Below are 23,241 nucleotides of genomic sequence, written 5' to 3'. Positions count from 1 at the left end.
CCGTGGGGGATTCGATATGACAAGCAACAAGCGCATTTTGGCGGCCGCATTGTTCGGCCAGTTTCTGGCAGGCCCGGCATTTGCTGCCGATTACGATCCGGTCTATGTGCAGCCCGAAGCTGCTCCCGTCGAAGTCGCATCCGGATGGTATCTGCGTGGCGATGTCGGCCACAGCTTCGATGCTGAAACCGATGGGCATTATCGGGTCCTGGACAGCGGCGTCATTACCGAGCGCGACTACGACACCATAGAGTTGCGCGGCAATACGGATTTCAGTATCGGCGCCGGCTACCGTTTCAACCGCTATCTGCGTGCGGATGCGACGCTCGGCTACTGGAACCGCGATGTCTTCGGCTCGACGGCGTTCAGCGACGTGCTCTTCTTTGACGACACGTCCAAGATCAGCGCATGGGAGCTGATGGCCAATGCTTATGTCGACATCGCCACCTGGGGCAAGATCACGCCCTATATCGGCGGCGGCCTCGGCTTCACACGGGTCAAATACGGCACGCTGAAGAATCGCGCATTCTGCTATGAGCCATCCATCTGCGGTAATAGCTACGAGGCAGATCATGGCGGCCTGTCATCGACACGCTTTACCTGGGCACTGATGGCTGGCGCGACGGTTGACATAACAGCCAATACCAAGCTTGATTTCGGCTATCGTTACTCGCACATAAAGGGCGGCAAGGCCTTCGGCTGGGATGCTTTCGACCAGGCAGCGGGTGCGACGGGGCCGCAGGGCTATGACGACGGTTTCTCGGTGCATCAGGTCCGAGTCGGCTTGCGCTATGAGTTCGGCGGGCCGCAGATGGCGGTCTACCAGCCCGAACCTATGCCAGTTTATAATGAAGGCCCGGCACCGGTCTATAAATGAACCAAACGAATTGGAGAAAGAGCCCGGCTTGACCGGGCTTTTTTGTTGTTGCCCCCGGCTTCATTATCCTGCCTTTGCAAAAGTGATGTCGCGGGCGAACAAATTTCTTGACTGCATGCGACGTTTCTCCTAATTCCCGCAGCGGGCCACCTCTCCCCAACGAGAGGCGTGCTATCTGAAAGGATAGGAAAACATGACTGATATCGCGAAGCCGGACAAGCGTCCGGCCAATCCCAATTTTTCATCCGGTCCCTGTGCAAAACGTCCCGGCTGGTCGCTTCAAGCTCTCGCCGATGCCTCTCTTGGTCGCTCGCATCGTGCCAAAATCGGCAAGACCAAGCTGAAGGACGCCATCGACCTTACCCGCGAAGTCCTCCAGGTTCCCGCCGATTACCGCATCGGCATCGTGCCTGCATCCGATACCGGTGCCGTGGAAATGGCGCTCTGGTCGCTGCTCGGCGAACGCGGCGTCGACATGGTCGCCTGGGAGAGCTTCGGCGCTGGCTGGGTGACGGATGTCGCCAAGCAACTGAAGCTCGAGGATGTGCGTATCTTCGAAGCGCCCTATGGCGAAATCGTTGATTTCAGCAAAGTTGATTTCGACCGCGACGTGGTCTTCACCTGGAACGGCACGACCTCGGGCGTGCGCGTGCCCAATGCCGATTTCATTCCTGATGATCGCAAGGGTTTGACCATTTGCGACGCAACTTCGGCCGCATTCGCTCAAGCCCTCGATTTCTCCAAGCTCGATGTCGTCACCTTCTCCTGGCAGAAGGTGCTGGGCGGGGAGGGCGCGCATGGCGTGCTGATCCTGTCGCCTCGCGCCGCCGAGCGGCTGGAAAGCTATAAGCCGGCCTGGCCGCTGCCGAAGATCTTCCGCCTCACCAAGGGCGGCAAGCTGATCGAAGGCATCTTTGCCGGCGAGACGATCAACACGCCCTCCATGCTGTGCGTCGAGGATTATCTCGATGCGCTCCATTGGGCGAAATCGATCGGCGGGCTCGATGCGCTGATCGCCCGTGCCGACAAGAACTTCGCCGTGCTCGACGCCTATGTCGAAAAGACGCCTTGGATCGCCAATCTGGCCGTGAAGCCGGAAACGCGCTCCAACACCTCCGTCTGCCTGACCATCGTCGATCATGATGTGTTGGCGCTCGACGCAGACGCCCAGGCGGCCTTCGCGAAGGGTATGGTCTCCGCTCTCGACAAGGAGGGTGTCGCCTATGACATCGGCGCCTATCGCGATGCGCCTTCGGGCCTGCGCATCTGGGCCGGGGCGACCATCGAGGCTTCCGATCTCGAAGCGCTTACTGCGTGGCTCGACTGGGCCTTCGCCAATCAGAAGGCCGAGCTGAAAAAAGCCGCCTGATCTGGTCTTCAAGCGGCCGCGCCTGAGCGGCCGCCTTCATCCCCGTTTCATATCTATCTGATGGAGGCCATCATGGCACCTCGCGTACTCGTTTCCGACAAGCTGTCGCCGACCGCCGTACAAATCTTCAAGGACCGCGGCGTCGAAGTCGATTACCTGCCCGATCTCGGCAAGGACAAGGAAAAACTCCTCGAAGTCATCGACCAGTATGACGGTCTGGCGATCCGCTCGGCCACCAAGGTCACGGAAAAGCTGATCGCCGCCGCCAAGAAGCTCAAGGTCATCGGCCGCGCCGGCATCGGCGTCGACAATGTCGACATCCCGGCGGCGTCACGCCGCGGCATTATTGTCATGAACACGCCCTTCGGCAATTCGATCACGACGGCCGAGCACGCCGTGGCGATGATGTTCGCCGTCGCCCGCCAGCTGCCGGAGGCGGATGTCTCCACCCGCGCCGGCAAATGGGAAAAGAATCGCTTCATGGGCGTCGAGATCACCGGCAAGACGCTGGGCGTGATCGGCTGCGGCAATATCGGCTCGATCGTGGCAACGCGCGGCATCGGCCTGAAGATGCACGTCATTGCCTTCGATCCGTTCCTCTCGGAAGCCCGCGCGCAGGAATTGGGCGTGGAAAAGGTGGAGCTCGACGATCTCTTCGCACGTGCCGATTTCATCACGCTGCATACGCCGCTCACCGACAAGACGCGCAACATCATCAATGCCGAAGCCATCGCCAAGATGAAGGACGGCGTGCGCATCATCAATTGCGCGCGCGGCGGCTTGATCGTCGAGAAGGACCTGATCGAGGGGCTGAAGTCCGGCAAGGTCGCCGGCGCCGGCATCGACGTGTTCGAAACGGAACCGGCAACCGAGAACGAGCTGTTCCATCTGCCCAACGTCGTCTGCACGCCGCATTTGGGTGCTTCGACCTCGGAAGCGCAGGAGAATGTCGCGTTGCAGGTGGCCGAGCAGATGTCGGACTACCTCATCAAGGGGGCCGTCACCAACGCCATCAACATGCCGTCGATCACGGCGGAAGAAGCACCAAGGCTGAAGCCTTTCGTCAAGCTGGCGGAAGTGCTGGGCGCGTTCGTAGGCCAGGTGACGGATGAGCCGATCCAGGAAGTGGAAGTGCTTTTCGACGGCGTGACCGCGACGATGAACACCCGGGCGCTCGTCAGCGCCGCTCTTGCCGGTCTGATCCGTCCGCAGGTGGCCGACGTCAACATGGTCTCCGCGCCGATCATGGTCAAGGAGCGCGGCATCATCGTTTCCGAGGTCAAGCGCGACAAGTCGGGCGTGTTCGACGGTTATATCAAGCTGACGGTGAAGACCACGCAGCGCACTCGGTCCATCGCTGGCACCTGTTTCTCCGATGGCAAGCCGCGCTTCATTCAGATCAAGGGCATCAATCTCGACGCCGAGGTCGGTCAGCACATGCTCTACACCACCAACAACGACACGCCGGGCATGATCGGCCTGCTGGGCACGGTGTGCGGCAAGCACGGTGTCAACATCGCAAACTTCTCGCTCGGCCGCAATCATCCGGGTGGGGACGCGATCGCGCTGCTCTATCTTGACGAGCAGGTGCCCGAGCGCGTTCTGGAAGAGTTGCGCACCAACACGGCTATTCTTTCGGCTCGTCCGCTGGAATTCGACGTGGCCGAGGCCTGAGGATAAATGAATGAGATGAATGGCGGCCTGCACTGGCGGCTGATGCGAGGGGCGGATATCCCTGATGTCAGCACCATTGCCGCCGCCATTCATACGGATTTCTTCGAGGATGACGCCGTCTTCATCGAACGGCTGAAGCTTTATCCTGCGGGATGCTTCGCCCTCGAAGGGGATGGGGCGCTGGTTGGCTATGGTATCAGTCATCCCTGGCGCCTGTTCGAGATACCGGCCCTGAACACGCTTCTCGGGGAACTGCCGGAAAGCGCGGACACGTATTATCTGCATGATATTGCGCTTCTACCGGAAGCCCGGTCCGGCGGTGCGGCGCGCCGCGTCGTGGCGATGATGGCGGAGCAGGCGATGCGCGACGGATTCGCGGCCATGTCGCTCGTCGCGGTGAACGGTTCGTCAGGTTTCTGGCAGAAACAGGGTTTTTCGATTGCGGATGTGTCCGAACTTGGCGACAAGCTTCTCAGCTATTCCGGCGATGTGCGATATATGACACGGGAGTTGTCTTCCGCCTGACGGCTTTTACGTTTCTTGCGTAAAGAATGGTTTCCAATAGGAGCCCGAGGCTCTATAGAGGCTCACGTTTGCACTTCATGGCGGGCGTGTTTCCGCCCAGAGCGGAGAGTTTTTTCATGGCCAATGTGGTTGTCGTCGGGTCGCAGTGGGGCGACGAGGGCAAGGGTAAGATCGTCGACTGGCTGTCGGAGCGTGCCGATGTGATCGTGCGCTACCAGGGCGGTCACAATGCCGGCCATACGCTGGTCATTGACGGCGTCAGCTACAAGCTCTCACTGCTTCCGTCAGGCCTTGTGCGCGGCAAGCTCAGCGTCATCGGCAATGGTGTGGTGGTCGATCCGCATCATTTCGTGATGGAAGTGGAGAAGCTGCGTGGGCAGGGTGTCACGGTGACGCCGGAGGTGCTGCGGGTTGCCGAGAATGCACCTTTGATCCTGTCGCTGCATCGCGATCTCGATGCCACCCGCGAAAACGCCAATTCCGGCCTCAAGATCGGCACGACCAAGCGCGGCATCGGTCCTGCCTATGAGGACAAGGTCGGCCGCCGCGCCATCCGCCTGATCGATCTGGCCGAGCCCGAAACGCTGATGCCCAAGGTCGAGCGCCTGCTTGCCCATCACAACGCGCTTCGCCGTGGCATGGGGAAGGACGAGATCGAGCTGCAGGCGATCTATGACGAATTGATGCAGGTTGCAGACCAGGTACTGCCGTTCATGGATCAGGTCTGGCGCGTGCTCGACGAACGCCGCAAGGCGGGCGACCGCATCCTTTTCGAGGGCGCGCAGGGCGCTCTGCTCGACAATGACCACGGCACCTATCCTTTCGTGACCTCGTCCAACACGGTCGCCGGCCAGGCCGCCGCCGGCTCCGGCCTCGGCCCGACGGCGATTGGTTATGTGCTCGGCATCACGAAAGCCTATACGACGCGCGTGGGCGAGGGGCCGTTCCCAACCGAGCTGGACGATGAGATCGGCAATTTCCTTGGCACGCGCGGCCATGAATTCGGCGTGGTGACGGGCCGCAAGCGCCGCTGCGGCTGGTTCGATGCGGTGATCGTGCGCCAGACGGTCCGCACATCAGGCATCACGGGTATCGCGCTCACCAAGCTCGATGTGCTCGACGGTCTCGAAGAGATCAAAATCTGCGTGGCCTATGAACTCGACGGGAAGCGGATCGATTATCTGCCGGCTTCGATGGGGGCGCAGGCGCGTGTCAAGCCGATCTATGAAACGCTGCCGGGCTGGTCGGAAACGACGGCCGGTGCGCGTTCCTGGAATGAGCTTCCGGCGCAGGCGGTCAAATATGTCCGCCATATCGAGGAACTGATCGGCGCGCCCGTCGCGATGCTTTCGACGAGCCCGGAACGCGAGGACACGATCCTGGTGACGGATCCTTTCCAGGATTGATCGTTGCAGCCGGACAGTGATGGGTGGTTAGGGGAGCAAAATCGTTCCGAAATTTTGCTTTTGCTTGATTATTGTGATTATTGAGCAATTTAATAGCCAAACCTATTCGCAAATCATGAGCATCCCGGCATGGCAGATTTCGCAGCGGTACTGAAAAAGACCATCGATGCGCAGGCGCATCCAACGCCCGAATTGCGTCAGCGCGTCTATGCCAAGGCGCGCGCGACAATCGAGCAGAAGCTCGTCTCCGCCAACGCGCCCGCTGCCGTCGCCAATCGCCAGCGCAAGGCGCTGGAAGACGCCATCGCCGAGGTCGAGGATCAATATGCGGCGCCGCAAGTAAGTGAAGCGCCGGAGCCAAGCAAGGTTCCCGAGGCAGATAAGGTGCCTGAAGTAAAGCAGGAGCCGAAGGTAGTCGCGCCGGAGCCTGCCGTAGAAAAGCCCGTTGTCAAAAAGCATCTTGCAGAGGAAACCGCTCCCGCGGAAGAAACGAGTGTGCCGGAAGCCGAGCCTGTCGGCGATACAGAGCCGCAGCCGTCCGATCCGCTCGAGGAGTTTCTGAAGGGGGCGCAGCCTGCCCCGATGTCTTCCCATCCGATGCCGGATTTTACCTCCGCTGCTCCGGGAGCATCGCGATCGCAGGCTTTGCATGAAAACGATCCCGTGCTTTCCGTGGACCGTAGCGATCAGGACGAATGGCGCAAGGATCGGGAGGAGGAAGACGCCTTTGCGCGTGATCCTTCCTATGGCGAAGCCGGCGAAAGACGCCGCGGTGTCGGCAAGGGGCTGATCATCGGACTGCTCTCACTGATCGTGCTGTGCGGCGCCGGCTATGCCGCCTGGGTCAACAAGGAACAACTGCAGACCTATCTGGCTGGTGTGATGGACCAGTTCAACGGAGGCGATGAAGCCGCGGAAGAACCGGCTCCCCCGCTCACGGGTGAACAGCCGGTAGAGGAGCCCCAACCGGCGCCTGCGAACACGCAGCCCGCGGAGAACGACGCCGGCCAGCAGCCGCAATCCCCGCCGAAACTGACACAGCGCCTGTTGCCTGATGGTTCCGAGGTGGATCCCGGTCCGGCCGGCGACAAGCCAGGTATAGGAGAGGGGACGTCGACGGCCGCCTCCAGCGACGGGGCACAGACGCCGGCGCCGGCAGCGCCTCAAGCGGCAGTCCCCGTCGGGCAGCAGGCGTTCTTCTACGAGGAACGTAGCGGCCAGGAGGCGGGTTCCGCCAAAAAGGGTTCGGTCGTGTGGTCGGTGGTGCAGGATTCGCCCGGCGAAGGCGAGCCGGAAGAGCCGGCGATCCGCGGTGAGGTCACAGTGCCGGAAAACGGCATCAGCCTGCGCATGACGATCCGCCGCAATACCGATAAATCGTTGCCGGCGAGCCATCTGGTGGAAATGATCTTCACCGTACCGGAGAATTTCCCCGGCGGCGCGATCGACAATGTGCAGCGTATGACGTTCAAGGATACCGAACAGGCTGCCGGAAGCCCGCTGATCGCCGTTCCGACCAAGATCGCGGACAACATCTTCATTGTGTGGCTGAACGATGCGCGCACTGCCATCGATACCAATATGACGCTCATGCGTCGCCAGCAATGGATCGACATTCCGATCACCTACCGGACGGGTCGCCGCGCGCTCATCACCCTCGAGAAGGGCGTGCCCGGCGACAAGGTATTCGATGAGGTGCTGAAGAGTTGGGGAAGCACTGGCAGCGGTGACAGCAATACCGGCGGCTGATGGCCGTGTTTCCGGCGTTCAAAGCATAGAAAAAGGGCTCCGTCGATCGACGGAGCCCTTTTCGTTTATCAGGACCTTATGACGGGCCGTTATCTCATAAGCCGTTTTTTGAGGCTACTGAGCAGCACCGGCATGAGCCAGCGCCCTCTGCTGGTTGATCGCGGCCGCCTTCACCGAATCCTGCACCTTTTCGAAGGCGCGGACCTCGATCTGGCGAACACGCTCGCGGCTGATGCCGAACTCGGTCGACAGATCCTCCAGCGTAACCGGATCATCCGAGAGACGGCGCGCCTCGAAGATGCGACGTTCGCGGTCGTTGAGCGAAGCCATGGCGCCGCTCAGCATCGAACGACGGTTTTCCAGCTCGTCCTGTTCGATCAGCATCTGCTCCTGGCTTGAACTGTCATCGACGAGCCAATCCTGCCATTCGCCGGATTCGCCCTCCGTCGCGCGGATCGGCGCATTGAGCGAAGCATCGCCGGACAGGCGACGGTTCATCGAGATCACCTCTTCCTCGCTGACATTCAGCCGGGTGGCGATTTCGCTGACCTGCTCGGGGTTCAGATCACCCTCGTCGAGCGCCTGAATCTTGCTTTTCACCTTGCGCAGGTTGAAGAACAGACGCTTCTGATTGGCGGTCGTCCCCATTTTGACAAGGCTCCACGAACGCAGGATATATTCCTGGATGGAAGCCTTGATCCACCACATGGCATAGGTGGCGAGCCGGAAACCGCGCTCCGGTTCAAAGCGCTTGACCGCCTGCATCAGGCCGACATTACCCTCGGAGATCACTTCTCCGATCGGCAAGCCATAGCCGCGATAGCCCATGGCGATCTTCGCCACGAGACGAAGATGGCTCGTCACGAGCTTGTGGGCCGCCTGCGGGTCGGCATGTTCCAGATAACGCTTGGCCAGCATGTATTCTTCCTGCGGCTCAAGCATTGGAAAGCGGCGGATTTCTTCGAGATAGCGGGTAAGACCGCCGTCACCGGAAACTAGACTTGGAAGACTGGTCTGGGCCATATAGCACCCTCCTCTTGGATATCGGGTCCCCAACGTGGCAGACCCGTTGCGCCCGACTGCCCTTCGCACTTCGGGCGTAAGATGACCTATATAATCATCATTTGGGCAAAAACACGATCCTTTAAGGCGCGAAACAATCTGTCACATCAAAGTGAACGATAATTCGGTGCGAAAAGTTTCACTTTTTTCGAAACAAAAAAACTCAAATCTGAACGGCTTTCAGGCTGCCTGTATAGCCTCCAAGCCGATCTCATGTGTCCGCATGAGCGCGGAATGCAGCAACCAGTTCGGCCATATCCTCAGGCAAGGGGGCTTCGAAGCGCATCACGACGTCATTCGCCGGATGGGCGAAGCTCAGCAGCCTTGCGTGCAGCGCCTGGCGAGGAAACGCCGTCACCGCCTGCTTCAACGGTTCAGCCAGCTTGTTCGCCTTGGTCTTGAATGCGCTGCCATATTCCATATCACCGACAAGGGGGTGACCGATATGGGCCATATGGACGCGGATCTGATGCGTCCTACCGGTTTCCAGGCGGCATTCGATCAGAGAGGCGAGGGCGGTCGCGTCCTCTTTGGCGCCGAATTTTTCGATCACCGAATAATGGGTGACCGCATGGCGGGCATCCTCGCGGTCGGGATGGGCCACCGCCTGCTTGGTGCGGTCGCGGTGCGAGCGGCCAAGCGGAGCATCCACGGTGCCGGTGGCGCGGTCCGTGGTGCCCCAGATCAGCGCCAGATAAGCGCGCTCGAGATCACCGGTGCGGCCATGATCGGCGAATTGTGCGGAGAGATGCCGGTGGGCCCGGTCGTTCTTTGCCACCACAATGACGCCGCTCGTCTCCTTGTCGAGACGATGAACGATGCCCGGCCGCTTGACGCCGCCGATGCCGGAAAGCGTATCGCCGCAATGATGGATCAGCGCATTGACAAGCGTTCCCGTCCAGTTGCCGTTGCCGGGATGGACCACCAGCCCGGCCGGCTTGTTGACGACGATGACGTCATCATCCTCATAAAGGATATCGAGCGGGATATCCTCACCTTCGGGTTCCGCCGGCTCGGGCTCCGGCATTTCGAGAAGGACAGTCACGCCTTCGCGTAGCTTGTGCTTGGGCTCGTGTACGGGCTTGCCGTCGACTGAAACCTGGCCGTCGGCAATCAGCGACTGGATGCGGCTGCGCGACAGATCCGGGGCGAGCTTGGCCGCCAGCCACTGGTCGAGGCGCTTTCCCGCCGCATCGGCATCGGCAATTAGCTCTTTCAATCGTCACTTCCCTTCGTTATCACGCGACCTATCGCATATTTATCCGCATGATCTTATCCAAAAGTCTGCAACTTTTCGGGATCATGCGCGAACCGGAGATATTTGATGCAGGACCGATATCATCAGGGATATCCTGATCACCAGGGCTATCTTGACGACGATCGGGAGGAGCCGCCGCTCGATCCCGCCATGGAGCGGGTGCGCCGTAAGATGATGCGGCTTCTGGCCGTTTCGATCGGCATCATGCTCATCGGTCTTATGGCGGTGCTGACGGCAGTTGTCTATAAGGTCAACCGTTCCGACGAACCGCAAACGCCGCAGCAGGCGCGCTCTGACATTCCGGGGCAGGATGCCGCAGCTCAGGATGTCCCGCCCGCCATCATCGAATCAGAGGTGCCGCTTCCCTCCGGCGCCCGCCTCTTGTCGCAGAGCCTTTCCGGCGACCACGTTTCTCTGGAGACGCTTCTGCCCGATGGAGGCACGGAGATCGTCGTCTATGATTTCCGCAAGTCCCGTATCATCGCCCGCATGCGTCTCAGCGCGTCGGAGTGATGCCGTTTTTCAAGGACTAAAAGGATTTTGGCAATCGTGCATTATTTTCCCGAATAATCATTGCGCTTTTATCAGCGCTTGATTATATCGGCGCTGCTGCGCGCCCATCGTCTAGCGGTCCAGGACGCCGCCCTCTCACGGCGGAAACAGGGGTTCGATTCCCCTTGGGCGTGCCAATTCTTTCAGGCACTTAGCTTTTCACCTTCCAAAAGTGTCAAATAACAATCAAATAAGCGTTTTGCGGAAGCGGCCAATTCGCCTGTAAGTGAAGAGCGAATTAGCCGTTCACTCACGCCGAGCCGTGGACCGCATTGGCTCTACGCTGCACCAAAGAGACAAGAACTGCTGATCGGTGGTAACCTTTACTGATTGTCTCGCTGTCGCTATAGGCGCACTCAGCAACACATTTGATTTTGCGCCGGGAAGCGAGACGCTGTTTGGGGCACCACGGCGAACGAGGAGTTTGGCGACTTCGAGCCGATAGTTCTGATCCGAACTCGTGGTGAGTTCCCGGCATAGCGCGTTTGTGTTCGCGCCGGGATGGGCCGCCGCCCCGTAGATCAAAGCAGTCTCCCGCAGGCGGCATGAGCGAGCCTCCAGACTCGTACCCTGCCTAATCGTAGGCCGGCCCGCGTTGTGACCGATTCCTTGTGAGTGGGACCCATAAAGTGTAGTGTGCCTCCTCTTCTACGGAATTGTTGTTGGGGAGGGAAGTCGGCCTCACGTGTCCGCTACCATCATGTGGGGCCAGTTTTTGTTTCAACCTCAATCAACATCTACGATGGTGGCGTTGGTTGTGGCTAATGAGCCGAGCGCGAGCGGGAATATCCGCCGCTAGCCCGTCGCAAAATATTGGCCAGCTTTGTCCAGTCCTTCGACGGTGAGGGCATTTGCTGATGGGCTTTAGCGAGATCATTTTCAGTAGCAGTACGAATACCTTTGCGTCGCGGACTAGCCGGCTTTGGTATTTTTATTGCGGTGTTGACGTAGTCCATTACGAATTCCCTGATCTCGTTGGCGCATCTAATTATGCACAAATGTCATTATACTACCATTGCACGAATAATTCGCTATAATTCTACGAGAATTAGAAAAAGAACGCGCCCTTCACGGCGCGATGGCATCTGTTCGCTCCACCCCGAGTTCTCTGGTTTCATCTCTCTATCCCTTGCCAACTGCTCATCGCGTCAGCACCGTAGGTTTCCAGCCGCGTGTATAGCCCTGCGGACATGGCAAGCGAAGCTAACTCAACCTCTCGAATGAGGAAACAGGGGTTCGATTCCCCTTGGGCGTGCCAACAACTCCCTCATAGCAGAATTGACGATTTTCGCCGCTTGAGACGGCTACTGCGCAGTTGCAAAATTTTGCAAATGCTTGTCAACTGGCGCATAATCGGTTCTATGGAGACGATGAATCACAAACCCGATTACGAGAAGGAATTGCGCGACGCGGGCATCCGGATTACGCGGCCGCGACGTGTCATCCTCGATATATTGTCCGGGACGGAAGACCATCCGGACGCGATGGAAATCTTCCGCCGCGCCGTTTCCGTCGACAGCAGCATTTCGCTATCGACCGTCTATCGCACGATGAAGCTTCTGGAGGAGCGTGGCGCCATTCACCGCCATGCCTTCAACGGTGGGCCCTCCCGTTTCGAGCAGGCGAGCGGCGTACATCACGACCACCTGATCGATATCGAAACAGGCGACGTCGTCGAGTTCCGCTCCGATCGCATCGAGAAGCTGCAGGAAGAGATCGCCCGCTCGCTCGGCTACGATATCGTACATCACCGGCTTGAACTCTACGGGCGCAAGCGCAAGAAGGCTTAAGCCTTCAGCAGCCACTCATGCTCCGGCGCGTTGTGGAATTTCCATGTCCGCTTCGGGCCGGCCATGACGTTGAGATAATAAAGGTCATAGCCGTGGATGGCGGCGCAGGGGTGATATCCCTCCGGCACCATCGTCACATCGCCGTCCTCGACCACCATCACTTCATCCAGCTTGCGTTTACCGGTCTCATCCGCATCGGTATAGACGCGCTGGAAAGCATAGCCTTGGGGCGGGTTGAGGCGGTGATAATAGGTTTCCTCGAGCTGGGATTCGCGCGGGAGGTCGTCCTGATCATGCTTGTGTGGCGGATAGCTCGATGTATGGCCGCCGGGGGTGATGACCTCGACCACCAGAAGGGAGTCGGCGCCCGGGTCGGTCTCCGGCAGGATGTTGACGACATGGCGCACATTGGTGCCCTTGCCGCGTGTCTCCTGCCCGAGCGCTTCCGGTGCGATGACACGGACGGGATGGCTCAACGGCCTGCCCGGCGCCGTGCAGACGGCAAGTTCCAGATCGGTTGTCGCCTCCACGGCCCATGACGCGCCGGCGGGAACATAGACCGACCAGGGCTTACCTTCGAAGGGGGACGTACGTTCGCCGAGTTCGCCCAGATCCTCCCCGTCCGCGATCACCTTGCCCTTGCCGGTGACAAAGACGAGGCAGGTTTCGCAGTCTTTTTCCTCACCGCTTGCCGTATCGCCGGGTGCCAGACGATGCAGCGCGAAGCCGACATAGGTCCAGCCTGCCGATTGCGGCGTGATGTCGATAATGCGGCCGCTGCCGGAAGCCGGTTTGACATGCAGTTTCGACATCGCGCTATTCTTCCTTTTTGCTCGGCTCGTAATTCATGAGATATGACCACGCCCCATAGGCCGTCATGCCGGCGGTCAGCGTGCCCCAGAAGGCTTCGCCGCTCGTCCACTCATAGAGGCTCCAGGCGGCGCAGAAGCCGACGAGCGCGATGCGGCGCCAGAGCGGATCGAGGAAGGAATGGGAGGTGGTGTTCTGGCTCAAATTGCCCTCGTCTTCAGGTTAGGCCGGCTTCCCTGAGGAAGCCGGCGAGATTGCTGCGGCCCAGTCTAGCATAGGTCGCGGGATCGGCCTTCTCGGGATCCTGCTCGGCTTCCACGACGACCCAGCCGGAATAGCCAGACAGTTCCTTCAGCACACGCACATAATCGATAAAACCATCGCCTGGAACTGTGTATATGCCAGCCAGAACTGAATCGAGGAACGACCAGTCGCCTTTCTGCGACTGCCACATCACCTCCTCGCGGATATCCTTGCAATGGACATGGCTGATACGGTTGCGATAGTGGCGGGCGATGCGGGCGGGATCGCCGCCGCCCCAGGTGGCGTGACCGGTATCGAGAAGCAGATGGAACGCTTCGCCAGTGGCTTCCATCAGGCGGTCGATCTCGGCTTCGCTCTGTACCACCGTGCCCATGTGATGGTGGTAGACGAGTTGCAGACCTTCCTCGCGCAGTTGCTTGGCGAACTCAGTATAGCGCGCGCCGAATTCCTTCCAGGCGCCTTTTTCCAGAACGGGGCGCGCCGAGAGCGGCAGTTCCTTGTTGGAATGGATGGCGTTGGAGGTTTCCGCGGCGATGAAGACCTTGCAGCCCATCGCCTTCAGGAGGTCGATATGGGCGCGGGCGTTCTTCATCTCCTCCGCCACGTCGCGGATGAGAAGTTCGGTCGAATACCAGCCGCCCACCAGCGCAAGGCCGTGGGCATCGAGGATGGGCTTCAGCTTTAGCGCCTCGCGGGGGAATTTGTTTCCCAGTTCCATGCCCTCGAAGCCGGCGGCTTTGGCTTCATCAAGACATTGCTCGAGGGGGATATGGCCGCCGATTTCCAGCATGTCGTCGTTGGACCAGCCGATCGGGTTCGCGCCGATGCGGATCATGTGTTTTCTCCGTGGTTTTGAATTCGTGTCGAGGTGTACGGGCTAGTTGCCGATGCGCTGCAGCCGGCGGGCCTCCTCATATTGCTTGCGTGCGGCTTCAACCTCCTTGCGGCTGCTTACCTCCGGCACGGCCACATCCCACCAGTTGCCGCCCGCTTCCGTAGTGACCAGCGGATCGGTGTCGATGACGATGACGGTGGTGCGCGTCGCGGCCTTCGAGCGCTCGAGAGCCGTTTCGAGCTCGGCGATCGAGGAGACCTTGACCGCTTCCGCGCCCAAGCTTTCCGCATGTGCCCGGAAATCGATGTCGGGCAGCGTCTCGTGATGGGTGTCGCGCAGGAGATTGTTGAAGTTGGCGCCGCCGGTCGCCATCTGCAGCCGGTTGATGCAGCCGAAGCCGCGATTGTCGAGCACGACGATGGTAAGCTTGGCGCCGAGCATGACCGAGGAGGCGATCTCGGAATTGAGCATGAGATAGGAGCCGTCGCCAACCATGACGACCACCTCCTTGTCCGGCCTGGCGAGCTTGACGCCGAGGCCGCCGGCGATCTCATAGCCCATGCAGGAGAAGCCGTATTCCAGATGATAAGAGCCGGGCGCGCCCTGCCGCCAGAGCTTGTGCAGCTCGCCCGGCAGGCCGCCGGCGGCACAGACGACGGTCGCTTCGGCGGTCAATTGCCGCTGCACCGCGCCGATCACCTGCGCGTCGGAGGGAAGCGCCGCATTCGTCGGTGCGGTGGCCTTGTCGGCCGCCTCGTTCCAGGCGGCGAGCGCGGCTCTGGCCTTCTCCTGCCATATGGCGGGAGAAGCATATTGGCCGAGTTTGCCCGACAATTCACCAAGCCCGGTCCGGGCGTCGCAGACGAGCGGCAGCGCCTGATGCTTTCCGGCATCGAACGGCTGGACGTTGAGGCCGACGATGGTCTTCGCCTCGTTGCGGAACAGGCTCCATGAGCCGGTAGTGAAATCCTGCAGGCGCGAGCCGACAGCAAGGACGACATCGGCCTCGGCCGCTATTTCATTGGCCGCCGAGGTGCCGGTGACGCCGATCGAGCCGAGATTGAGCGGATGGTCGGCGGGGAGCGAGGATTTGCCGGCCTGGGTTTCTGCAACCGGTATGCCGTGCTTCCCGGCGAATTGCCTGAGGGCTTCCGACGCTTCGGAATAGAGCACGCCGCCGCCGGCTATGATCACCGGCTTCTTCGCCTTGGCGAGCGCGGCCGCTGCGATTTCCAGTTCGTCCAATGCCGGACGCAGGCGGCGCGGCGTCCAGATGCGCTCGGCGAAGAATTCCTCGGGATAATCGAAGGCCTCCGCCTGCACATCCTGACAGAGCGCGAGGGTGACCGGGCCGCAATCGGCGGGGTCGGTCAGCACCTGCATGGCGCGGGCGAGGGCGGGGATGATCTGTTCCGGGCGGGTGATCCGGTCGAAATAGCGCGAGACGGGGCGGAAGCAATCATTGGCCGAGGCGGTGCCGTCGCCGAAATTCTCGACCTGCTGGAGTACCGGGTCGGGAATGCGGTTGGCGAAGACATCGCCGGGCAGGAGCAGGAGCGGCAGGCGGTTGACGTGGGCGACGCCCGCCGCCGTCACCATATTGAGGGCGCCGGGGCCGATGGAGGAGGTGCAGGCCATGAAGCGGCGGCGGAACGACGCCTTGGCGAAGGCGGTGGCGGCAAAGGTCATGCCCTGCTCGTTATGGGCACGATAGGTCGGCAGTTCCTCGCGAACGGCATGCAGCGCCTCGCCCATGCCCGCGACATTGCCGTGGCCGAAGATCGCCCAGACGCCGGCGAAGATCGGGACGGTCTCGCCGTCGATGACGGTCATCTGGCGCGTCAGGAAACGGGCGAGCGCCTGCGCCATGGTCAGTCTTATGGTCTTCGTCATTTATATTCCTCCCTGCGCAATTTCACCTTGCGCACAATCTATCCGAATTCAGGCTGCCTTGCGTCCTCTGGCATCGAGCCAGGCGCCCGTCAGCTTTTCGAAGCGTGCGGCCATGTCGGCAATGGCCTCGTCGTCGGTAAGGCTGCCCGCAAGCCATTTCTCCGCGGCATCGGCAAAAAGCGTGCGGCCGACGGCAAAGCCCTTGACGACGTCTATTTCTGCTGTCGCGGCGAAGGCCGCTTCCAGTTCGTCATGCGGCGCTTCCAGGCCAAGCAGCACGACGCCACGGCACCATGGGTCGCGCGTGGCGATGACGTTCTGGATATTGCGCCATGCCTCGCTCGATGCCTGCGGCTCCAGCTTCCACCAGTCAGGCCTAATGCCGAGATCATAGAGTTCCGTCAGGGCGCGGGCGATGGTTTGATTGTCGAGAAGACCGTTCTTGCCGGCGATGATCTCGATCAGCAGTTCGCGGCCTACTTTGCGCGCGGCGTCATAGAGCGCACGCAGCTTCTCCGACTGTTCCTTTTTCAGATCAGCTGGATCGTCGGGGTGGTAGAAGCAGAGGCATTTGATGGTGTGCGTCACCGGCCATTCCACCAGTTCCGAGCCAATATCCTGCGTGAATTCGAAACGCAGCGGACGCGAGCCCGGCCGCTCGACGGGACGGCCGAGCCAGTCGAAGCCATGCTTCGCCGCCTCGAAAAAGGCGTCGCGGCCGAATTTCTCGTCGATCAGCATGCCATAGCCGGGACGCCCATCGGCGACCTGCGCTGCCGCCTTTACCGCCAGCACCTTGAAGGCGGAAATGCGGGCGGGATCGGCCCCTGTCCGTCTGGCGATCTCTTCCAACTGGATGCGGTGATCGATGGCGAATGCCATCAGCGATGGGATATCGCCGCGCCGGGTTGTCGACCAGTGGACATGGGCGATATCCTCGTCCTTGCGCAACGCATGGTGCTGGCTACCGTGCTTCAGGAAATATTGCAGTTCCTCGAAGGTCGGGATCTCCGGCGAGCAGAGCAGGCGGGAAACGGCGAAAGCGCCGCAAGCGTTGGCCCATGTCGCGGCGGTCTTGAGGCTCTCGCCCCCCAGCCAGCCACGCAGGAAGCCGGACATGAAGCTGTCGCCGGCGCCAAGCACATTATAGACCTCGATGGGAAAGCCTTGGCCGATGATGCCGTCTTCGATGTTATCGCTGATCGGCCCTTCATAGACGATACAGCCCATCGGACCGCGTTTCAGAACAATGGTGGCGGAGGAGAGCGCCCGGATGGTCCTGAGCGCGGCGAGCAAATCGCTTTCTCCGGAGGCGATCAGCACTTCCTCCTCGGTGCCGACGATCAGGTCGCAATCGGCAAGCACGGTCTTGAGGTGATTGGAAACTTCCGCCGAGGCAACGTAACGATTGTCACCCTCGGCATGGCCGACGAGGCCCCACAGGTTCGGGCGGTAATCGATATCGAAGACCACCTTGCCGCCATGGGCTTTGGCGATTTGAATTGCCTTGCGCTGGGCCGCATCGGTGTTGGGCTTGGAAAAATGGGTGCCGGTGACGACGATTGCCTTCGCGGAGGCGATGAAATCCTCATCGATATCGGCGGGATTGAGCGCCATATCGGCGCAATTCTCGCGATAAAAGAGCAGGGGGAAGGATTTGTCGTTTTCGATGGAAAGGATCGCAAGCGCGGTCAGGCGCGCGGGATCGACGACGATGCCCTTCACCGAAACACCTTCGCGCAGCAATTGCTCGCGGAGGAAATTGCCGAACTGCTCCTTGCCGACGCGGGTGAGCAGCGCCGATTTCAGCCCAAGCCGGGCGGTGCCCACGGCGATATTTGCTGGACAGCCGCCGACCGACTTGGCGAAGGAGGCCACATCCTCGAGCCGTGAGCCGATCTGCTGGCCATAGAGATCGACCGAGGCGCGCCCTATGGTGATGACATCGAGCTTTTTTTCCGGTTGGCGCGGCATCTTTCTTCTCCCACTTCTGTTCGCGCCCCGCAAAAGGGATGGACGACCGGCGCAAACGCTATTATGAGTTTCGAAAATGAAACATAAATTCTGTTTGATAGTCAATTCAGAATATATGTTCCGTTTCTGAGTTGAGGTGCTTTTCAGTGTTTTTGGAGGAGATCATGGTTCGTTTCGGGTTGCTGGGGGCTGGCCGCATCGGCCAGATCCACGGGAGAAACATTGCAGCGTCGAAAAAGGCGGTCCTGGCGGCAATCGCCGACCCGATGGCTGGCGCGGCCGAATCGCTTGCCAAGGGAACGGGCGCATCGGTGCGCACGATGGACGAGATATTGGCGGCCGGGGATATCGACGCGGTGCTGATCGCCACGCCGACGGACACGCATGCGGATTTCATCGATAGGGCGGCAAAGTCCGGCAAGGCGATCCTCTGTGAAAAGCCGGTCGATCTCTCCTCGGCGCGGATCGAGGAAACGCTGAAAGAGGTCGAGAATGCGGGTGTGCCGCTGATGATCGGTTTCAATCGGCGGTTCGATCCCAATTTCGCGGCGCTGCAGGCCCGTATTGCCGAAGGCGCGGTCGGAACGGTCGAGATGGTTACCATCCTGTCGCGCGATCCGGCGCCGCCGCCGGTTTCCTATATCGAGCGCTCAGGCGGCCTGTTCCGCGACATGATGATCCATGATTTCGACATGGCGCGCTTCCTTCTCGGCGAAGAAGTGGTGGAAGTGCATGCGGTCGGTTCATCTCTGGTCGATCCGGCGATCGGTCAGGCGGGGGATGTGGATACGGCGGCGGTGCTCCTCAAAACCGCTTCGGGCAAGATCTGCCAGATCTCCAATTCGCGCCGCGCCACCTATGGCTATGACCAACGTGTCGAAGTGCATGGGTCCGAGGGCATGATCTCGGCGGGTAATGTGCATGAAACGACAGTCCGGCTGGCGGCCAAGAACGGCATCACCGCCGATCCGGTGCAGAACTTTTTCCTGGAGCGTTATGCGGAAGCCTATGCCCGGGAAGTCGAAGCCTTCATCGATGCGATCGCCACGGGCAGGAAGCCGCGGCCGAATGGCGAGGACGGGCTGGAGGCCCAGCGACTTGCGGACGCCGCGACCACCGCGCATCAGACCGGCAAACCGGTAAAACTCGGCTGAAGGCAGATCATACTCCAACGAAAGGCGCTGGTTTCAGCGCCTTTTTCATTTTGTCCGCGCTCGCTCCTCACCAACGGCGATGGCGAGCGCAAGCGCAAAGGCGATGCTCGCCGAAAGCGAACGGAACCCGGCGAAATCGGCTTCGGCGATTTCAAACCAGTGTTTCGATAACGGCACCAGCGGACTGAACGCGCTGTCGGTGATCGAGACCACGGGTACGCCCGCCTGCGAGAGCACGCGTGCATGTTCCATGCTTGGTGCGGCATAGGGCGAGAAGGATATGGCGATCGCCGCATCGCGCGGCGTGGCGAAAGCCATCTGCTCGCTTTCGATGCCGAAGGGCGAGGAGACGAGCTGGTTGCGCACCTTCAGTTTGCCGAACGTGTAGGCGAGATAGGACGCGATCGGGAACGAGCGGCGCTGCGCCACCAGAAATATCGTTTCGGCTGCCGCAAGCGCCTTGACCGCCTTTTCGAAAGCCTGGCTGCTGATAGCGGTGGAGGCGCTTTCGACGGAATATTGCGCGGCGGCGATAACGCCGCCGAGGATCGCTGCGCTGGAGTCGCGGTGGGCGTCGCTGCGCAACGCCTGCAGCCTTTCATCATAGGTGGAGGGACGTTCGCGCAGCCGCTCGCGGAACACGGCCTGCAGATCGGAAAAGCCGGCATAGCCGATGCTTTGGGCAAAGCGCACCAGCGTGGACGGCTGCACATGCGCGCGCGCGGCGATGCTCGCCGCTGTGCCGAACGCCATCTCGTCGGGATTGTCGAGTGCGAAGGCCGCGACCTGCGAAAGGCGTTTCGGAAAGAGGTCACGCCGCTCCAGAATGCGCTCGCGCAGGCTATGGAAATCCTTTGGCGCGTCGCTGGTATTGACGCCGTTGTTCATGTTCATTCCGTTCCTCGCCTCCCTCGACCGTTCTCGCATTTAGACTGTCTGGTCGCCAGCGGCTTGAGCGAAAATCCCCATGTGTCGAGCCCAAAACGCAGATGCTTGACGGATTATGGCGGAAATGGAATAAAAATTCCAATTATTATTTTTGCGGCTTAATTATTCTGAATTGCTCGAAATGGGAGGAAAAAGGATGAAGAGGATCGGCGTCGGCCTAATCGGCACGGGCTATATGGGAAAGTGCCATGCCCTTGCCTGGAATGCGGTCAAGCCGGTCTTCGGCGACGTACCCGACGTTACGCTGGTGCATCTGGGCGAGGCGAATGAAGCGCTGGCGCGCGAAAGGGCGGCGGAGTTCGGCTTCGCACGATCGTCGGGCGATTGGCGAAAGGTGATCGAGGATCCTGATGTCGATGTCGTTTCGGTGACGACGCCAAACAGTTTTCACGCCGAAATGGCGATCGCTGCGCTTAGGGCCGGCAAGCATCTGTGGTGTGAGAAGCCGATGGCGCCCGAGGTCGCGGATGCCGAAGCGATGCTTGAGGCGGCGCGGCAGTCCGGCAAGACGGCCGTACTCGGCTACAATTATATCCAGAACCCGGCCATCCGCCATATCGGCCACCTGCTGCGTGAGAATGCCATCGGCCAGGTCAATCACATCAGGGTCGAGATGGACGAGGATTTCATGGCCGATCCCGATGCGCCATTCTCGTACAAGCACCAGGCCGCTTCGGGCTATGGCGCGCTCGATGATTTCGGCGTCCATCCGCTATCGCTGATCACCGTTTTGCTCGGTCCGGTGGCGAGCGTCATGTGCGACATGGCAAAGCCGCAGGCGCGGCGGAAGACATCGGAGGGCAGGGAGCGGGATGTCGAGACCTATGACATCGCCAATGTACTGATCCGGCTTGAAAACGGCGCCTCCGGTACGCTGCAGTTCAACCGCGCTGCCTGGGGGCGGAAGGGACGGATTGCGCTGCAGATATTCGGCTCGCACGGTTCGATCCTTTTCGACCAGGAGCGGTTCAATGAATTCCAGCTTTACCTGACCAGTGACCGCGGCACGGAGCAGGGGTTCCGCACCATCCTCATGGGGCCGCAGCACGAGCCCTATGGCCGGTTTATACCGGCGCCGGGCCATGGCCTCGGCTTCAACGACTTGAAGATCATCGAATGCCGGGAACTGATCCGCCGCATGTCCGGTGAGGGCGAAGCGCATGTCATCGATTTCGAAAAGGGGTATGAAATTGAGCGCACCGTTCATGCCATGGCGCGTTCATTTCGTGAAAAATGCTGGGTCGATGTTCCCTGAAAATGGATCAATTCTCTAGTTCTTGGCGGGAATCGCGCCTGTTTCCGGGTTGCCTTTGGCCATCATCGTAGGGTTTTCGCCTTCGTGCTCCTCACGAATGGTGATTTTCAGTTCGTCATTTGCATCGATTTCCCAGTAAATGGCGACATCCTGCTCCATGATTTCGGGGTCGACCTCGACACATTTGCCATAGATGCGGGTGTTTTCAGCCGCGAGATTCTCGATGGCCGGTTTCAGTTCCGTTTGGCATGTCGTGATCGTCTCATAGGACACGGTTGGCGCCGGCCGCTCGTGGCACACGGCCAGATCGTTGGAGCATGTCACCAACAGCATAATCGCAGCCAGCTGTTCCATGGCCTCTCTCCTTTGACGAAATCAACGGAGAAAACTGAAAAATAGTTCCGTCTATCGTCCAAGGCTCCATGAATATAGGTACTCACAATCGCGTGTATAAGATGCTTCTGAAGGAGTAAAAAGTTTAAGGAACTTTACTTTTTTTGGAACTTTTCGTTTTCGGCTGCGTTTAGCGGACATCCGGTGCCTGGCGGACCCCGCCCCCCTCAGAATGCCAGGTGCCGAGACCGCAAGTCATTCCCCTAACGCTTGCGGTCACCAGCGTACCGCCATGGGATGCACAGGTCCTGATATAGACGGTGCGCAAAACCTAATGATCGTCATGGGTCGAATACCTGTGGCGATCTTTTTTATCGGCCGGGAGGTGTTCAGAGATCGAACTGGGAGCGGGGAACGTCCAGCGAATAGCTGACGCCATCCGGCTCTATATGGTAGTTCGAGGTTCCGTTGACCGAGGTCGGCACGATGCGCTCCAGAACGGCGCTGCCGAAGCGGGCGTTGAGGTCCTGCCCCTGGAGAGAACCGGGAACCTTCTCATCCCATCTGATCAGCAGGGACATTTTGTCGGTCCCGATATTTTCGAGTTTGCCGGATATCATAATGGTTCCCTGGCCGTTCGACAGCGCGCCATAGGAGGTTGAATTGACGATCAGCTCATGCAGCGCAAGGCCGATGTGAAGAGCGGCGCCGGGGAAGATGTAGGGATCATCCCCCGACAGGGTGAAGCGCGGGTCGGCGGCATCGACATATTTCTGCATCTGCGAGCGGACGAGTTCGCGAAACTGGGCGCCGCGCCAGTTGGAATCCGTCACCAGATCCTGGGAGTAGGAGAGCGACTGCACGCGTCCGCGGAATTTGAGAAGAAAATCGTCGACCGTCCCGGTGAAGCGGGCGGTCTGCATGGCAATGCTCTGGATGATGGCCAGCAGGTTCTTGGAGCGGTGACTGACTTCCCGCAGCAACGTCTTGAGAACCTGCTCGCGGCGTTTGAGCTCGGTGACATCCACCGCCGTGGTCACCACACCGATCGTGGCGTTGTCATCATCGCGGTCACAATCGATCGAAAGCTCGAACCAGCGGAACTGATCGTCATGCGGCACCGCGATTTCAATCCTTTGCGGTTCGCCCGTTTCCAGAACCGAACGCTTGGCGGCAACAAGCTGGGCCGCCATCGGGGCCTCCAGGAGTTCGTGGTCATAGAGGCCGACATGCCACATATCCACCCATATATCCGGCAGATTTTCAGCCCAGACATAGGCCAAGTCGGAGGTCTGATAGAGTACGCAGACATTGCCGTTGCGGATAGCCCGCAACAGAGAACGCAATCTGCTGCTCTCTCTCAGGTCAGGCTGGGCGGGGATCGGGCTCATCATGTCTTGAACTGTTGCCGGAGACGCACGGGAGTCCCGATGAAGTTTTCCAGATTTGAATAAAATCACGGTGGCCCGCGCTAGTACGGGCCACTCTGCAGTATCCAGCATGGGTTTTACGG

At 60.1% G+C, this 23,241-nt stretch carries 20 protein-coding genes and 1 tRNA gene; 11 read left to right on the top strand and 10 right to left on the bottom strand.

Annotation, left to right across the window (positions count from 1 at the left end):
* Window positions 1-16: 16 nt before the first annotated feature.
* The 6 genes from ATN84_RS17605 to ATN84_RS17580 all read left to right on the top strand — a co-directional run bounded on the left by ATN84_RS17605 (window position 17) and on the right by ATN84_RS17580 (window position 7,600).
* A complete protein-coding gene (locus ATN84_RS17605; protein WP_068883047.1) occupies window positions 17-877 on the top strand; it encodes an outer membrane protein in 861 nt (286 codons plus the stop codon).
* Between the two features lie 193 nt (window positions 878-1,070).
* Window positions 1,071-2,246, top strand: coding sequence for a phosphoserine transaminase (locus ATN84_RS17600; protein ID WP_068883045.1), 1,176 nt, complete (start codon window positions 1,071-1,073; stop codon window positions 2,244-2,246).
* A gap of 72 nt (window positions 2,247-2,318) precedes the next feature.
* Entirely contained in the window at window positions 2,319-3,920 is a 1,602-nt protein-coding gene (gene serA / locus ATN84_RS17595) for a phosphoglycerate dehydrogenase (protein WP_068883554.1), read from the top strand.
* 6 nt (window positions 3,921-3,926) lie between these two features.
* The gene (locus ATN84_RS17590; RefSeq protein WP_068883043.1) at window positions 3,927-4,445 is read left to right on the top strand and encodes a GNAT family N-acetyltransferase; all 519 of its coding nucleotides are present in this window, start codon (window positions 3,927-3,929) and stop codon (window positions 4,443-4,445) included.
* Window positions 4,446-4,561: 116 nt separating this feature from the next.
* Window positions 4,562-5,851: an adenylosuccinate synthase gene (locus ATN84_RS17585; RefSeq protein ID WP_068883041.1), complete on the top strand. Its 1,290-nt coding sequence runs from the start codon at window positions 4,562-4,564 to the stop codon at window positions 5,849-5,851.
* A 129-nt stretch (window positions 5,852-5,980) separates the two neighbouring features.
* Window positions 5,981-7,600, top strand: coding sequence for a hypothetical protein (locus ATN84_RS17580; protein WP_068883039.1), 1,620 nt, complete (start codon window positions 5,981-5,983; stop codon window positions 7,598-7,600).
* Between the two features lie 114 nt (window positions 7,601-7,714).
* Here ATN84_RS17580 and rpoH read toward each other — a convergent pair whose 3' ends face one another.
* Both rpoH and ATN84_RS17570 read right to left on the bottom strand, forming a co-directional pair.
* Window positions 7,715-8,623: an RNA polymerase sigma factor RpoH gene (gene rpoH, locus ATN84_RS17575; protein WP_068883037.1), complete on the bottom strand. Its 909-nt coding sequence runs from the start codon at window positions 8,621-8,623 to the stop codon at window positions 7,715-7,717.
* 250 nt (window positions 8,624-8,873) lie between these two features.
* Window positions 8,874-9,881: an RluA family pseudouridine synthase gene (locus ATN84_RS17570; RefSeq protein ID WP_068883035.1), complete on the bottom strand. Its 1,008-nt coding sequence runs from the start codon at window positions 9,879-9,881 to the stop codon at window positions 8,874-8,876.
* A gap of 105 nt (window positions 9,882-9,986) precedes the next feature.
* Between ATN84_RS17570 and ATN84_RS17565 the strand changes: the two genes are divergently transcribed.
* The 3 genes from ATN84_RS17565 to ATN84_RS17555 all read left to right on the top strand — a co-directional run bounded on the left by ATN84_RS17565 (window position 9,987) and on the right by ATN84_RS17555 (window position 12,262).
* Window positions 9,987-10,433, top strand: a complete 447-nt coding sequence (locus tag ATN84_RS17565; RefSeq protein WP_068883033.1) for a hypothetical protein — start codon at window positions 9,987-9,989, stop codon at window positions 10,431-10,433.
* Between the two features lie 100 nt (window positions 10,434-10,533).
* A tRNA-Glu gene (locus ATN84_RS17560) sits at window positions 10,534-10,609 on the top strand.
* A 1,233-nt stretch (window positions 10,610-11,842) separates the two neighbouring features.
* Window positions 11,843-12,262: a Fur family transcriptional regulator gene (locus ATN84_RS17555; RefSeq protein WP_342027686.1), complete on the top strand. Its 420-nt coding sequence runs from the start codon at window positions 11,843-11,845 to the stop codon at window positions 12,260-12,262.
* Here the strand turns inward: ATN84_RS17555 and iolB are convergent.
* Genes iolB through ATN84_RS17530 form a run of 5 tightly spaced genes read right to left on the bottom strand, consistent with a single transcriptional unit; the run spans window position 12,259 to window position 18,038 of the window.
* Entirely contained in the window at window positions 12,259-13,074 is an 816-nt protein-coding gene (gene iolB / locus ATN84_RS17550) for a 5-deoxy-glucuronate isomerase (RefSeq protein ID WP_068883031.1), read from the bottom strand. The genes ATN84_RS17555 and iolB overlap by 4 nt on opposite strands.
* A 4-nt stretch (window positions 13,075-13,078) precedes the next feature.
* A complete protein-coding gene (locus ATN84_RS17545) occupies window positions 13,079-13,276 on the bottom strand; it encodes a hypothetical protein (protein WP_068883029.1) in 198 nt (65 codons plus the stop codon).
* 13 nt (window positions 13,277-13,289) lie between these two features.
* Complete coding sequence (iolE, locus tag ATN84_RS17540; protein WP_068883027.1) at window positions 13,290-14,171, bottom strand: myo-inosose-2 dehydratase; 882 nt, start codon at window positions 14,169-14,171, stop codon at window positions 13,290-13,292.
* Window positions 14,172-14,213: 42 nt separating this feature from the next.
* Window positions 14,214-16,064 carry a 3D-(3,5/4)-trihydroxycyclohexane-1,2-dione acylhydrolase (decyclizing) gene (gene iolD, locus ATN84_RS17535; protein ID WP_068883024.1) on the bottom strand — a complete coding sequence of 617 codons (1,851 nt, stop codon included), beginning with the start codon at window positions 16,062-16,064 and terminating at the stop codon, window positions 14,214-14,216.
* 48 nt (window positions 16,065-16,112) lie between these two features.
* Window positions 16,113-18,038 (bottom strand): bifunctional 5-dehydro-2-deoxygluconokinase/5-dehydro-2-deoxyphosphogluconate aldolase, encoded by a 1,926-nt coding sequence (locus ATN84_RS17530; RefSeq protein WP_068883022.1) that lies wholly within the window; start codon window positions 18,036-18,038, stop codon window positions 16,113-16,115.
* A 164-nt stretch (window positions 18,039-18,202) separates the two neighbouring features.
* Here ATN84_RS17530 and iolG point away from each other — a divergent pair, with 164 nt between their 5' ends.
* The gene (gene iolG / locus ATN84_RS17525; RefSeq protein WP_068883020.1) at window positions 18,203-19,192 is read left to right on the top strand and encodes an inositol 2-dehydrogenase; all 990 of its coding nucleotides are present in this window, start codon (window positions 18,203-18,205) and stop codon (window positions 19,190-19,192) included.
* Between the two features lie 45 nt (window positions 19,193-19,237).
* Here iolG and ATN84_RS17520 read toward each other — a convergent pair whose 3' ends face one another.
* Window positions 19,238-20,080: a MurR/RpiR family transcriptional regulator gene (locus ATN84_RS17520; protein ID WP_068883548.1), complete on the bottom strand. Its 843-nt coding sequence runs from the start codon at window positions 20,078-20,080 to the stop codon at window positions 19,238-19,240.
* A gap of 196 nt (window positions 20,081-20,276) precedes the next feature.
* Between ATN84_RS17520 and ATN84_RS17515 the strand changes: the two genes are divergently transcribed.
* Window positions 20,277-21,395: a Gfo/Idh/MocA family protein gene (locus tag ATN84_RS17515; RefSeq protein ID WP_068883018.1), complete on the top strand. Its 1,119-nt coding sequence runs from the start codon at window positions 20,277-20,279 to the stop codon at window positions 21,393-21,395.
* A 15-nt stretch (window positions 21,396-21,410) separates the two neighbouring features.
* Here the strand turns inward: ATN84_RS17515 and ATN84_RS17510 are convergent, their stop codons facing one another.
* The gene (locus ATN84_RS17510; RefSeq protein WP_068883016.1) at window positions 21,411-21,749 is read right to left on the bottom strand and encodes a hypothetical protein; all 339 of its coding nucleotides are present in this window, start codon (window positions 21,747-21,749) and stop codon (window positions 21,411-21,413) included.
* 368 nt (window positions 21,750-22,117) lie between these two features.
* A complete protein-coding gene (locus ATN84_RS17505; protein ID WP_082766351.1) occupies window positions 22,118-23,122 on the bottom strand; it encodes a sensor histidine kinase in 1,005 nt (334 codons plus the stop codon).
* Window positions 23,123-23,241: the final 119 nt, after the last annotated feature.

This window comes from Paramesorhizobium deserti, from assembly GCF_001558695.1.
GTDB lineage: Bacteria > Pseudomonadota > Alphaproteobacteria > Rhizobiales > Rhizobiaceae > Paramesorhizobium > Paramesorhizobium deserti.
The sequence above is the reverse complement of the archived record's forward strand: the minus strand, read 5'-3'. Positions and strand labels throughout refer to the sequence as shown.